The 12534-nt window shown below is 68.4% G+C and carries 14 protein-coding genes; 10 read left to right on the forward strand and 4 right to left on the reverse strand.

Features of this window, described 5'->3' with window-relative positions; all coding sequences use genetic code 11:
• The first annotated feature begins 54 nt into the window (after nucleotides 1-54).
• From AUR65_RS00370 to AUR65_RS00380, 3 genes are all read left to right on the forward strand, one after another.
• On the forward strand, nucleotides 55-1101 hold the full coding sequence (locus AUR65_RS00370) for an NAD(P)-dependent glycerol-1-phosphate dehydrogenase (RefSeq protein ID WP_058565840.1): 1047 nt from the start codon (nucleotides 55-57) through the stop codon (nucleotides 1099-1101).
• A 269-nt stretch (nucleotides 1102-1370) separates the two neighbouring features.
• Nucleotides 1371-2012, forward strand: coding sequence for a DUF420 domain-containing protein (locus AUR65_RS00375; RefSeq protein WP_058565841.1), 642 nt, complete (start codon nucleotides 1371-1373; stop codon nucleotides 2010-2012).
• A gap of 105 nt (nucleotides 2013-2117) precedes the next feature.
• Nucleotides 2118-3176, forward strand: a complete 1059-nt coding sequence (locus tag AUR65_RS00380; protein ID WP_058565842.1) for a glycosyltransferase family 4 protein — start codon at nucleotides 2118-2120, stop codon at nucleotides 3174-3176.
• A 90-nt stretch (nucleotides 3177-3266) separates the two neighbouring features.
• On the opposite strand, the gene AUR65_RS00385 is transcribed toward AUR65_RS00380, so the two are convergent.
• Nucleotides 3267-3890 carry a halocyanin domain-containing protein gene (locus AUR65_RS00385; protein ID WP_058565843.1) on the reverse strand — a complete coding sequence of 208 codons (624 nt, stop codon included), beginning with the start codon at nucleotides 3888-3890 and terminating at the stop codon, nucleotides 3267-3269.
• A gap of 144 nt (nucleotides 3891-4034) precedes the next feature.
• The gene (locus tag AUR65_RS00390) at nucleotides 4035-5081 is read right to left on the reverse strand and encodes a M42 family metallopeptidase (RefSeq protein WP_058565844.1); all 1047 of its coding nucleotides are present in this window, start codon (nucleotides 5079-5081) and stop codon (nucleotides 4035-4037) included.
• 152 nt (nucleotides 5082-5233) lie between these two features.
• Here AUR65_RS00390 and AUR65_RS00395 point away from each other — a divergent pair, with 152 nt between their 5' ends.
• From AUR65_RS00395 to AUR65_RS19810, 7 genes are all read left to right on the forward strand, one after another.
• Entirely contained in the window at nucleotides 5234-5491 is a 258-nt protein-coding gene (locus AUR65_RS00395; RefSeq protein ID WP_058565845.1) for an MTH865 family protein, read from the forward strand.
• 13 nt (nucleotides 5492-5504) lie between these two features.
• Nucleotides 5505-6227, forward strand: coding sequence for a hypothetical protein (locus AUR65_RS00400; RefSeq protein WP_058565846.1), 723 nt, complete (start codon nucleotides 5505-5507; stop codon nucleotides 6225-6227).
• Between the two features lie 39 nt (nucleotides 6228-6266).
• A complete protein-coding gene (locus AUR65_RS00405; protein WP_058565847.1) occupies nucleotides 6267-8093 on the forward strand; it encodes a S9 family peptidase in 1827 nt (608 codons plus the stop codon).
• A 58-nt stretch (nucleotides 8094-8151) separates the two neighbouring features.
• A complete protein-coding gene (locus AUR65_RS00410; RefSeq protein WP_008092303.1) occupies nucleotides 8152-8571 on the forward strand; it encodes a cobalamin B12-binding domain-containing protein in 420 nt (139 codons plus the stop codon).
• 2 nt (nucleotides 8572-8573) lie between these two features.
• Nucleotides 8574-9686 (forward strand): methylmalonyl Co-A mutase-associated GTPase MeaB, encoded by a 1113-nt coding sequence (gene meaB / locus AUR65_RS00415; RefSeq protein WP_058565848.1) that lies wholly within the window; start codon nucleotides 8574-8576, stop codon nucleotides 9684-9686.
• 102 nt (nucleotides 9687-9788) lie between these two features.
• Nucleotides 9789-10715, forward strand: coding sequence for an alpha/beta fold hydrolase (locus AUR65_RS00420; protein WP_058565849.1), 927 nt, complete (start codon nucleotides 9789-9791; stop codon nucleotides 10713-10715).
• 41 nt (nucleotides 10716-10756) lie between these two features.
• Nucleotides 10757-10900, forward strand: coding sequence for a hypothetical protein (locus tag AUR65_RS19810; protein ID WP_004064320.1), 144 nt, complete (start codon nucleotides 10757-10759; stop codon nucleotides 10898-10900).
• A gap of 14 nt (nucleotides 10901-10914) precedes the next feature.
• Here AUR65_RS19810 and AUR65_RS00425 read toward each other — a convergent pair whose 3' ends face one another.
• Together AUR65_RS00425 and AUR65_RS00430 are read right to left on the reverse strand one after the other, a co-directional pair.
• The gene (locus AUR65_RS00425) at nucleotides 10915-11295 is read right to left on the reverse strand and encodes a Zn-ribbon domain-containing OB-fold protein (RefSeq protein WP_058565850.1); all 381 of its coding nucleotides are present in this window, start codon (nucleotides 11293-11295) and stop codon (nucleotides 10915-10917) included.
• Nucleotides 11292-12458, reverse strand: coding sequence for a thiolase domain-containing protein (locus tag AUR65_RS00430; RefSeq protein WP_058565851.1), 1167 nt, complete (start codon nucleotides 12456-12458; stop codon nucleotides 11292-11294). The genes AUR65_RS00425 and AUR65_RS00430 overlap by 4 nt, the downstream gene beginning before the upstream one ends.
• Between the last annotated feature and the right edge of the window lie 76 nt (nucleotides 12459-12534).

Genomic DNA, 12534 nt, shown 5'->3' on the forward strand with positions numbered 1-12534 from the left:
GTTCGGGCCACCGAGACGAGAAACACTATGAACCGCCGTGGCCGACTTCCGCGTATGTTCGATAAATCGACGTGGATTAAGCTACCGAGGAACGTGCTTCAGGGCCACGGCGTGCTCGACGACCTCTCGGCCGCGGTCGACGAGTTGTACCTCTCTGGCGACCCGTTTCTCGTCACGAGCCCGTCGCCGAACCGCATCGCCGGCGACCGGGTCCGCGACCAGTTCGACGACATCGATTCGGTCTCCTTGGACCGCGCGAGCTTCGAGTCGGTCGAGCGCGTCGTCGACGCGGCGCGCGAGGCCGACGCGGGCTACCTCATCGCCCTCGGCGGCGGCAAACCCATCGACGTGGCGAAGATGGCCTCCGACCGCCTCGACTGCGGCTTCATCTCGGTCCCGACGGCGGCGAGCCACGACGGCATCGTCTCGGGCCGGTCGTCGATTCCCGAGGGCGACACCCGCCACTCGGTCGCCGCCGACCCGCCGCTCGCGGTCGTCGCAGACACGGAACTGCTCGCGGAGGCCCCGTGGGAACTCACGACCGCCGGCTGCGCCGACATCATCTCGAACTACACCGCAGTCAAAGACTGGGAACTCGCCCACCGGCTGAAAAACGTCGAGTACTCCGAGTACGCGGGCGCGCTCTCGCAGATGACCGCCGAGATGCTCGTCGGCAGCGCCGACTCCATCAAGCCGGGGCTCGAAGAGTCCGCGTGGATAGTGACGAAGGCGCTCGTCTCCTCGGGCGTCGCCATGTCTATCGCCGGCTCCTCGCGACCCGCGTCGGGCGCGGAGCACCTCTTTTCGCACCAGCTCGACCGTATCGCGCCCGGGAGCGCCCTCCATGGCCACCAGGTCGGCGTCGGCTCTATCATGACCGAGTACTTCCACAGCGGCGCGCGCGGCGAGTGGACCGACATCCGCGACGCCCTGTCGACGATGGGCGCGCCGACGACCGCGGACGAACTCGGCATCGACGACGAGACGATTATCGAGGCGCTCACGACCGCTCACGAGATTCGCGACCGCTACACGATTCTCGGCAACGGCGTCAGCGAGGAGGCGGCCATCGAGGCCGCGACCATCACCGGCGTCATCTAAGCCCACCGTTTTACGCCTCGGGTCGCGGAGCGACCACTCGGCGCAAAAATCTGGCGGGAAAAGCCGCGAGACTCGGCCTCCGGCCTCCCTCGTGGTACCGCGCTTTCGTGTCACACGACGTGGTACTCTCCGAACTCTGTGACACGGGGTTCCGACAGAAGCCAGTCGACTTCGCACAGCTCTTGGACTGAGTCGAGCCTTGGTAGTACCATTCTCAAACGCCGTCCGGAACCCGAAGACGGAATACGCCGTCTTCCCAACCCCCGCCCATGGCAACTGCGAGCGCAGACAACCCCCTGAAGGAACACCCCGCGGCCGCGACCGCCGTCCTCTCGGTCGTCGGGTACGCCCTCGTCATCGGGACCTTCCTCGGCGTCGTCCCCGGCAGGGTCTTTCCCGACCTGTCGCTCCCACAGGTGAACCTCCTCTCCGACGCCATCGCCGTCGTGAACACGGTGAACGTCCTCGTCATCGCGGCGGGGTGGCGCTGGATTCGCCGCGACGAGGTCCGAAAGCACGCGGCCGCGATGGTCACGTCGTTCGGTCTCATCCTCGTCTTCCTCGTGATGTACCTCACGAAAATCGGCGGCGGCGGCACCAAGGAGTTCGTCGGCCCCGCGTTCGCGTACTACCCGTATCTGGCGATGCTGGCGATTCACATCATCCTCTCTATCGTCTCGGTGCCGGTCGTCCTCTACGCGCTCATCCTCGGGATAACCCACTCCGAGCGCGAACTCCGGACCGAGACGCCCCACCGGAAGGTCGGCCGTATCGCGGCGGGCGCGTGGCTCGTCTCGCTCGCCCTCGGGGTCGTGACGTACCTGCTTCTCAACCACATCTACAGTTGGGAGTACACGGTCACCGCCGTCGAGTCCGCGGGCGCGCTCGTCGCCCCCGCCGTCGGGTTCTGAATCGCGTCGCCGGACCGCGCCCCGTTCCCTCGACGCTCCGGCGGCCGCCCGAGTCACGTCCTCGAAAACTGTGGATTTTTATTGCGCGGCGTAGTGGCGGCGAATATGCGAGTCGCGCTCGTCTCGATGTACACGACGCACCACGAGGAGACGGGAGCGACCAGACGGCTCCGACGGACGGCGGAACTCCTCGCCGAGCGCGACCACGAGGTCACGGTGCTCTGTGCGAAGTGGTGGGACGGCGACGTCGTCGAGTTCAAGCAGAACGAGGTGACCTATCACCGCGTGACCGACGCGCCCTCCGTCGGCGGCTTCGCCTCCCGCGTCCCCTTCGCCCTCCGCGAGGTCGCCCCCGACGTGATTCAGGTCGCGAGCTACCCGCCGTCGCACGTCACGGCGGTCAGGACCGCGGCGCGGTTCCTCCGGACGCCGGTCGTCGCCGACTGGTGGACCCGCGACGACCGCGGCGGCTCGCGGGCCTACCGGCGGGCGGCGAAGGCCCCGAACGCCGTCTTGGTCCCCTCCGAGATGGTCCGCACGCAGGTCCGCGAACTCGGTACGTCGGTCGACGCGACCCATCTCGTCCCCGAGCCCATCAGCATGGACCTCGTCCGGAGCGCCGACGCCGAGGAGCGCGCGGACGTGGTGTACGCCCGCGACCTCGACGAGCACGCGAACGTCGAGAGCTTCCTCCTCGCGCTCGCGGAACTCCGCGACAAGGACTGGTCCGCCGCCGTCATCGGTGACGGCCCGGAGCGCTCGACGGCCGAACAGACCGCCCGCGACCTCCGCATCGACGACCGCGTGGAGTTCCTCGGCGAACTCCCCGCGGACGAGGCGGTGCCCATCATGAAGGGCGCGCACGTCTTCGCACAGACCGCGACGGTCGAGCCCTTCGCGACGAACCTGCTGTGGGCGCTCGCCTGCGGCTGTGTGTCTATCGTCGAGTATCAGGCTCGGTCGTCGGCCCACGAACTCGTCGAGGGCCGCGAGCGCGGGTCGCTCGTCACGAGTCCGCAGGAACTCGCGGACGAAATCGTCGCCGCCCGCCGGTACGACCACGAGACGGTCGACGACGACTTCGCGAGCTACGACTACCGGCGGGTCATCGAGCAGTACGAGTCGGTCTACGAGACCGAGCGCGACGACTACGGTTTCTTCTGACTCGGCCGGCGCGGCGGCGACCGGCGCGACCGAAGCCGGCCGAGCGCGGCCGCTCCGGGCTGGTGAAAATCGAGAGGAGTGACGACCGCGTCAGTCCTGGACGTCGTAGTCGCCGCCGTACTTCATGAAGAAGTACGCGAGGCCGAGCGTCGCGACCATGGCGAACGTCGTCGCCACGCCGAGGGACTTCGCGCTGTCGGGGACTTGGGGGAGGCTCGAACCGCCGCCGCCGCCGGTGCTGACGGTCGGCACGTCGCTGCCGACGGCGACCGCACCGAGCATGCCGAGCGCCTCGTGGGGCACACAGTGGTACTTCGTGATGCCCGCGTCGCCCTCTTCGAAGGTGTACTCGTAGGTGCTTCCGGCCTCGGAGACGGCCGCGCCGGAGTCGAGCGACGCGCCCTCGCTCGCAACGACGTTGTGGCCGCCGCCCTCGCCGGTCCACTCCCACGTCACGGTCGTTCCGGCGTCTATCCAGACGCCGGCGGGCGAGAACGCGAGTGCGCCGCCGTTACCTTCCGCGCCCACTTCGATGGTGACCTCGCTTTGGCCGCGGAGGTCTTCATAGCCTCCGTCGATGCCGTCGAGGTGGCCGCCGAAGTCTGGTTCTTCCGTCTGCGCCGCGGCCGTTCCGGAAGTGGCGGCGACCGCCGCGCCGCCAGCGGCCGCCCCGAGGAACGCCCGCCGAGACATATCCACGTTGCCGTCGGTCATGTCCGCCGCTTGGTGTGGGCCTGTAGTGAATACTTTGGTTCTCGTCCGCCGGTCGGGGGTGCCGCGCCTCGATATAGGGGGGTGTCCACCCGATGTCGGGCGCGCCGCTGGGGGTCGCCTCCCGTGGGCGTCTTCCGGGGTCGCTTACAGCGTGTAGTCGAACTCGCCCGTCTCGCTCTCCAAGAACGCCGTCAGGAGGTCGATGTAGGCGACCACGTCGTCCTCGTGGACGCTCTCGGTGACGGTGTGGAGGTAGCGCGTCGGCATCGAAATCGCGCCGACGGGCTTCGCGCCGTAGGTGTTCTGGAAGCCGCCGGTGTCGGTGCCGCCCGCGGGGAGCAGTTCCATCTGGTAGGCGATGTCGTTGTCCTCGGCCACGGCGCGGAGGCGGCGGTGGACTTTCGGGTTGGCGATGGCGCTGGAGTCCTTGAGCTTGATCCCCGCGCCCTCGCCGAGTTTCGTGACGTGGTCCGCGGGGTCGAAGCCGGGTACGTCGTTGGCGACGGTGGTGTCGAGGCCGAGCGCGAGGTCGGGGTCGAGGTCGACGCCGAGCGCCTGCGCGCCGCGGAGGCCGACTTCCTCTTGGACCGTCGCGGCGAAGTGGACGGTCACCTCGGGGTTCTCGATGCGCCGGGCGGCCTCCAGCATGGCGAACAGGCAGACGCGGTCGTCGATGGCCTTGCCCGTCACGTGGTTCCCCATGCGGACGGTCGTCTGTTCCATCGTCACGAGGTCGCCGACGGAGACGGTCTCCTCGACGGTCTCGGCGGGCAGGCCGAGGTCGACGTACACGTCCTCGACCTTCGGCTCTTTCTGCTTCTGTTCTTCAGTCAGCGTGTGCGGGGGGACCGAGCCGATGACGCCGGTGAGGTCCTCGTCTTCGGTGTGGACCGTCACGCGCTGGGCCTTCAGGACGCGGGGGTCCCAGCCGCCGAGGGCGTCGAGCTGCAGGAAGCCTTCGTCGTTGACGTGGCGGACCATGAAGCCGATTTCGTCCATGTGGGCGGCGACGGCGACCTCGTAGTCGCCCTCGCCCTCGATGGTGCCGACGACGTTGCCCATCGCGTCGATCCGGACGGTGTCGGTCGTCTCCTCGAGGTCCTCGCGGACGAGCGCGCGGATTCGGTCCTCGTAGCCGGGGACGCCGCTGGTCTCCGTGAGTTGCTTCAGGCGGTCGAAGTCGAAGTCCATGCGAGTGCATGAATTGCCGTTGTAGATAAGTCCATCAGTCCCGGGCGACCGTGCCGACACTCGACCGCCCGCCGCGCCGTCTCGCAAAGAACCCTAAATATATTCATTATTGTTCCGGAACCCTTTTCCACCTCTCTACGTAGGTACACGGTATGTCCGACACCGAATCTCAGCTCCGCGAGCAGTTCATGGACGCCTTCGCGAACGCCGACTTCCCCGTGAAGAACCAGATGTCTCTCGTCCCCGCGCTCCCGAACGGTCCGGGCACGAAGTTCAAGGCCGACGACGTGACTATCACGGCGATGGAGCTGGCCGCCAAGCTCGGCAAGCACCAGGACTTCCCGTACGAGGACCCCGAGAGCCTCGTCGACGACATCATCGCCGGCCTCAAGGCCGAAGACATGATCTGAGTTCGGTCGTCGCGTGACCGAGACGAAACGCGCGCTCTGGGACCGCTTCGTCGACCGCTTCGTCGACGCCGCGGACCCGATTTCACTTTTCGAGACGGACGCCGACGGGACCGTCGAGACCGTCGCGTACGGTCGCTCCGGCCGGCGGACGCTCCGCCGCGGCGAGCGCATGGAGCGTCGGCTCCGCGAGGCCGGGGGTCGCGTCGTCGCCGACTACGACCGCCGCGAGGGCCGCTACGAGGGGCTCGTCTACATGATGTACACCCTCGACGGCGACGAGGTCGTCCCCCGATATCTCGGCAAGTGCGGGAAGTTCGGCGCGTCCGGCACCGACCTCAACAGCAACCTGAAGAACGTCGATACCAACGACGGCAAACTCGCGCGCTGGGGCTACGGGAACTACTACCACTTCGGTGACCTCTCGTCGGCCGCCTTCCGCGACGACGGGCCGGGGAAGTACGACCGCTGGCTGGACGCGCTGTTCGATTCGACCGACCCGCCGCGGCTCCGCGAACCGGTGTACTTCTGGGTCGAGCCGTGGGGGGTCGGCACCGAGGGGCCGTACCCCGACACGCGGCCGTACCTCGAAGAACTGGAGTACCAACTCATCGGCATCGCCTTCGAACTGTACCCCGAGCGCCTGCTCAACACCGAGGGCGTGCCGACGAACCCCGAGGCCTACGCGAAGATGCGCGGCTGGACCGACCGCGAGGACACCCGACTTTCGGACTTCTGACACCCAAACCGATTTCTCGTCGCCGGGGCAATTCGAGGTATGCGAACGTACGACATCGAGCGCTACCTGAACATCAGGAGCGCCTACGGCGCGTCCTTCTCGGCCGACGGCGAGCGCCTGTCGTTCCTCATGGACACGACGGGCGTCCCGCAGGTCTGGACGGTCGATTCGCCCGGCGCGTGGCCCGAACAGCGGACGTTCTACGAGGAGCGCGTCACCTTCGCCTCGTGGTCGCCCGAGCGCCCCGAACTCGCCTTCGGCATGGACAAAGGCGGCAACGAGCGCGCGCAGTTGTTCCGACTCGAACCCGACACCGGCGTCATCGAGAACCTGACCGAACACCCGGACGCCAAGCACCGCTGGGGCGGCTGGAGCCACGACGGCGAGCGGTTCGCGTTCACCTCGAACCGCCGCGACAACGCCGTCTTCGACGTGTACGTGCAGGCCCGAGACGGGAGCGGCACCGACGCCGAACTCGTCCACGAGGGCGACGGCTGGCTCACCGTCGGCGGCTTCTCGCCCGACGACTCGAAGCTCATCGTCCAGGAGGCGTACTCGAACTTCGACCAGGACGTGTCGGTCCTCGACCTCGCCACGGGCGAGTTGACCCACCTCACGCCGCATCAGGGGACAGTCCGCTTCCAGAGCCCCGAGTGGGGTCCCGACGGCGAGAACGTCTACATGGTGACCGACCGCGGGAGCGACACGCTCGAACTCGTCCGATACGAACTCGCCTCCGGGGAGTTCACGACCGTCGAGACCGGCGGCGACCACGAACTGGAGGGCATCAGCATCGACCACGACTCGCGGCGACTCGTCTACTCGCGGAACGTCGAGGGGTACACCGAACTCACCTTCGGCGAACTCACCGCGCCCGACCGCATCGACGCGCTCCCCCAACCCGACCTGCCGAACGGCGTCGCTGGCGGCGTCTCGTTCTCCCCGGACGGCGAGCGCGCCGCGGTCACCGTCACCGCCAGCGCCGACACCGCCAACGTCTACGTGGTCGAGTTGGCCACGGGCGACGCCGAAAGGTGGACGCTCGCGGCGACGGCGGGCATCCCCCGCGATACGTTCGTCCCGCCCGAACTCGTCCGGTACCCGACGTTCGACGGCCGCGACATCCCGGCGTTCTTCACGCTCCCCGAGGAGTCGCCCGAGGGCGAGACCCCCGTCATCGTGGACATCCACGGCGGACCCGAGTCCCAGCGCCGGCCGTCGTTCTCGTCGGTCAAGCAGTACTTCCTCTCGCGGGGCTACGCCTACTTCGAGCCGAACGTCCGCGGCTCCGCGGGCTACGGGAAGGCCTACGGCCACCTCGACGACGTGGAAAACCGGATGGACTCCGTCGCCGACATCGAGGCGGCCGTCGAGTGGCTCCACGACCACCCGGCTGTCGACCCGGACAAAATCGTCGCCATGGGCGGCTCGTACGGCGGGTTCATGGTCCTCGCGGCGATGACCGAGTACCCCGACCTCTGGGCCGCCGGCGTCGATATCGTCGGCATCGCCAACTTCGTGACGTTCCTCGAAAACACGGGCGACTGGCGGCGCGAACTCCGCGAGGCCGAGTACGGGTCGCTCGAAGACGACCGCGAGTTCCTCGAATCCATCTCGCCCATCAACAACGTCGAGAAGATTCGCGCGCCGCTTTTCGTCCTCCACGGCGAGAACGACCCGCGGGTGCCGGTCAGCGAGGCCCACCAACTCGTCGAGGAGGCGAGGGAACACGCCCACGTCCGCGAACTCATCTTCGACGACGAGGGTCACGGCTTTTCCAAACTGGAGAACCGCATCGAGGCGTACTCCCAGATAGCCGACTTCCTCGACGAGTACGTCCGGAGCGCGCCCGCCGCGGACGACTGAACTCGGACCTGCCTTATTTTCCGTTAGAGTCAAAGCGCGGGACATCGAATCCCCGTCTATGAGCGCGGACTCCGAACAGCGAACGATCCGGTGTCTCATCGCCAAGGTGGGACTGGACGGCCACGACCGCGGTGCACACGTCATCTCTCGCGCCTTCCGCGACGCGGGATTCGAAGTCATCTACTCGGGACTGCATCGCGCTCCGGACGAGATTATCCAGGCGACGGTCCAAGAGGACGTGGACGTGCTGGGCATCTCCATCCTCTCCGGCGCGCACAACACGCTCGTCCCGAAGGTGATGGCCGGCCTCGAAGAGTACGGCGCGCTCGACGACACGCTCGTCATCGTCGGCGGCATCATCCCCGAAGAAGACCGGCCGGGGCTCCTCGAACAGGGCGTCGACGCCATCTTCGGCCCCGGGACGCCGATGCAGGAGACCATCGACTTCGTGAAGGAAAACGCGCCCGAGCGAGCGTGACGATGAGTCGGGCGGTCGAATCCGACCTCGTCGAGCGCCTCCTCGACGGCGAGCACCGGGCGCTCGCGCGGGCCATCACGAAAATCGAGTCGCAGTCGCCGGGCTACCGAGACATCGTCTCGGAACTCCACGCCCACACGGGCGACGCGTCCGTGGTCGGCATCACGGGCAGTCCGGGTGCCGGCAAATCGACGCTCGTGGACAAACTGGCGAAGTACTACCGCGACCAGGGCGAGACGGTCGGCGTCATCGCCGTGGACCCCTCCTCGCCGTACACCGGCGGGGCCGTCCTCGGCGACCGCATCCGCATGGCCTCGAACGTCGGCGACATGGACGTGTTCTTCCGGTCGATGAGCGCCCGCGGCCAGCTCGGCGGCCTCTCGACCGCCACCGCGGACGCCGTGAAGGCGCTCGACGCCTTCGGGAAAGACCGCATCATCATCGAGACGGTCGGCGCGGGACAAAACGAGGTGGACGTGGTGAAGACCGCGGACACGGTCATCGTCCTCGTCCAACCCGGCAGCGGCGACGACGTGCAGATGCTCAAGGCGGGCATCCTCGAAATCGGCGACCTGTTCGTCGTCAACAAGGCCGACATGGAGGGCGCGTCGCGCACCGTCGCCGAACTGCAGGAGATGATTCACCTCCGCGACGACCCGCGGGCGAACCTCGATACGGGCCACCACGGGGTCGAGGCGTTCGACGACGCTGGGCACGGACACGGCGGGCACGACGGGCACGGTCCCGACGACGCCGACGCTGACGCCGACACCGACGCCGACACCGACGAACCGCCAGTCTGGACGCCGCAGGTCCTCGAAACCGTCGCCACGACCGGCGAGGGAATCGACGAGTTGGTCGAGACGCTGGACGACCACCGCGACTACCTCGACGCCTCCGGCGAGTTGGCGGAGAAGGCTCGCAAGCGCGCGGGAGAGGAGATTCGACAGCTCCTCCGAAGCGACGTGAACCGACTCCTCGAAGCCGAACTCGACCGACGCGGCGGGGTCGAGGAGTTCGCCGAGGCCGTCGTCGAAAAGGAGACGGACCCCTACGCGGTCGCCGAGGACGTGCTCGAACCGCTTCGGGAGTGTCTGGACGACCGAGACGACTGACGCCGAGGCGACTGCGGCGGCCGCGGTTCGGGCGGGACGCCCGCCGCCGACCACCCCGCCACGGGCGGGCGAATTAAGGCCACCGCGCACCATCTACGTGACATGAAACTCCGACGAGCCATCGGACTGGCCGCCGCCGGTGTCGGTCTCACCGCCGCGACCAACGCCGCCCTCTCGAAACGCGTGGGTCCGCTCGAACCGCCGCTCTCCGGAGCCCACGGGACGTATCGCTGGCGCGGCATGGACGTGTCGTACGTCGAGGCCGGAACCGAGGACGACCCGACGCTCGTCCTCCTCCACGGCATCAACGCCGCGGGGTCGTCCGGCGAGTTCCGCGAGGTGTTTTCCGACCTCGCCGAGGACTACCACGTCGTCGCGCCCGACCTCCCCGGGTTCGGCCTGTCGGACCGACCGGCGCTGTACTACTCGCCCGCGCTCTACGAGGACTTCGTCGGCGACTTCCTCGCCGAATACGACGACCCGGCGGTCGTCGCCTCGTCGCTCACCGCGGCCTACACCGTCGCCGCCGCGGAGCGAGACGACGTGTCGGTCTCGCGGTTCGTCCTCGTCTGTCCCACGTCGCGCGGCGGGCCCGACCCGAAGGAGTGGCTCCGCGAACTCGTCCGCGCGCCGGTCGTCGGCGAGGCGCTGTTCAACGTCATCGCCTCCCGGCCGTCGATTCGCTACTTCAACGCCGACCACGGCTACTACGACCCCGAGAAGGCGGGCGAGGAGTGGCAGGAGTACGAGTGGCGCACCGCCCATCAGGAGGGCGCGCGCTTCGCGCCGGCGTCGTTCATCTCCGGCTACCTCAACACCGACATCGACCTCGGCGAGGCGCTGTCGGCGCTCGACGTGCCGACGACGCTCGTCTGGGGCCGCGAGAGCGACATCACGCCGCTGAAGCGGGGCCGCGACCTCGCGGACGCGGCCGACTGCACGCTCGTCGTCTTCGACGACGCGATGTTGCTCCCGCACGTCGAGTTCCCGAACGCCTTCGTCGACACCGTCCGCGACGCCCTCGACTGAGCGACGCGTCCCGACCGCAACACAATCCGTGATTTGAACCGATGCTCGACTCCCTCTCCCTGTTCTCGCTGTTCCTGTACGGAGCCATCGCGCTCCTCGCGGCCGGCTTCTGGGCGTGGCTCCTCGGTTCGTACGTCTTCGGCTGGCGCTCACCGCTGGAGGCCGTCGAGGCGCGCGACGAGTAATTGGCCGCGCGGCGCTACTCGCTCGCGGGCCGGAACACGAGCAACTGCTCGTCGGTCGTCGCGTTCTCGCCCACGCCGACCGAGACGGTCGTGCCGAGGTCCACCTCGTCGGCGGGGAGGTCGCGGACGACGCCCGTGAGTTTGACGGGGCCGAACGACGCGATGGCCGTCACGTAAGGCGCTTCGTCGGCGAAGTTCGGCGCGGGGACGTGCACCTCGGTGAAGGTGAGTATCTCGCCCGTCTCCGGGAGCGGTTCCGCCGTCAACTCGGCCGCGCCACAGTGCGGACAGGAGCGCCGCGGCGGGAGCGAGCCGTGGCCGTCGGGACACGCGAGGTAGTAGCCCTCGCCGTCCGCGATTGCGGCCAGCCACTCGTCGTAGCCGGTTTCGGTCATCGGTCCACCTCCAGGACGTGGACGACCGCGCTGGCGACGGTCCCACCCGCGTTGTGGGTGACGCCGACCCGAGCGTCGGGGACGGCGTCGCTGTTGCCGTGGTCGCCGCGGAGGAGCTTCGTCATCTCGACGATTTGGGCGGTTCCCGTCGCGCCGACGGGGTGGCCCTTCGCCTTGAGACCGCCCGAGAGATTCACCGGAAGGTCGCCGTCGCGGGTCGTCTCGCCGCGGGCGGCCGCGCCGACCCCCTCGCCGTGGTCGTAGAGGCCGAGTGATTCGAGCGCGAGCACCTCGGCGATGGTGAAGCAGTCGTGGACCTCGGCCACGTCCACGTCGTCGGGACCGATGCCGGCGTCCGCGTAGGCGGAGTCGGCCGCTTTCGTCGCGGCGGGCGTCCGCGCGAGGTGGGGTCTGTCTTGGAGCGCGGCCTTGTCGCCGCCCTGTCCCGACCCGGTGACGGAGACGGGCGCGTCGAGGCCGTGGCGCTCGGCGTAGTCGTCGCTGACGAGGACGACCGCGCTCGCGCCGTCGGTGATGGGACAGGCGTCGTAGAGTGTGAGCGGGTCGGCGACGACGGGGCTCTCGAGCGCGTCCTCGACGGTGATTTCGCGGTGGAACTGTGCGTAGTCGTTCTGCATCGCGTTGGCGTGGTTCTTCACCGCGATGTGCGCGAGGTCCTCGCTGTCGCCGCCGAAGGCGTCGAAGTACGCGCGGGCCATGAGCGCGTACGCGCCGGGGAACGTGACCCCCGCGCGGACCTCGAACAACTCGTCCGCGGCGATGGCGAGCGACTGGGTCACCTCGGCGGTCCCGAGGTTGTTCATGCGCTCCATGCCGCCGGCGAGGACCACGTCGGCCGCGCCGCTCCGAATCGTCGCGACTGCCTGCCGGAAGGCGACGCCCGCGGAGGCACAGGCCTGCTCGTAGCGGGTCGCGGGGCAGTCGAGGCCGGCGGCCTCGGCCATGACCGGCCCCTGATGGCCCTGCTTCTCGGCGAGTTCGCCCATGAAGTTGCCGTAGAAGATTTCCTCGTAGTCGTCGCGGGAGACGCCGGCGTCCTCGCGGGCGGCGAGGGCGGCCTCCGCGAACAGGTCGCGGCCGGTTCGCTCGGGGTGACTGCCGAACTTCGTCAGTCCGACCCCGGCGATTCGCACGTCAGTCATGAATGAACGTACGTGATAGATGGTCCTTGAACCTGCCGTTCGCCCGTGGGTCGAATCGCGGTTCGGTCCCGTTCGC

The sequence above is a fragment of the Haloferax marisrubri genome (assembly GCF_001469875.2).
Taxonomy (GTDB): Archaea; Halobacteriota; Halobacteria; order Halobacteriales; family Haloferacaceae; genus Haloferax; species Haloferax marisrubri.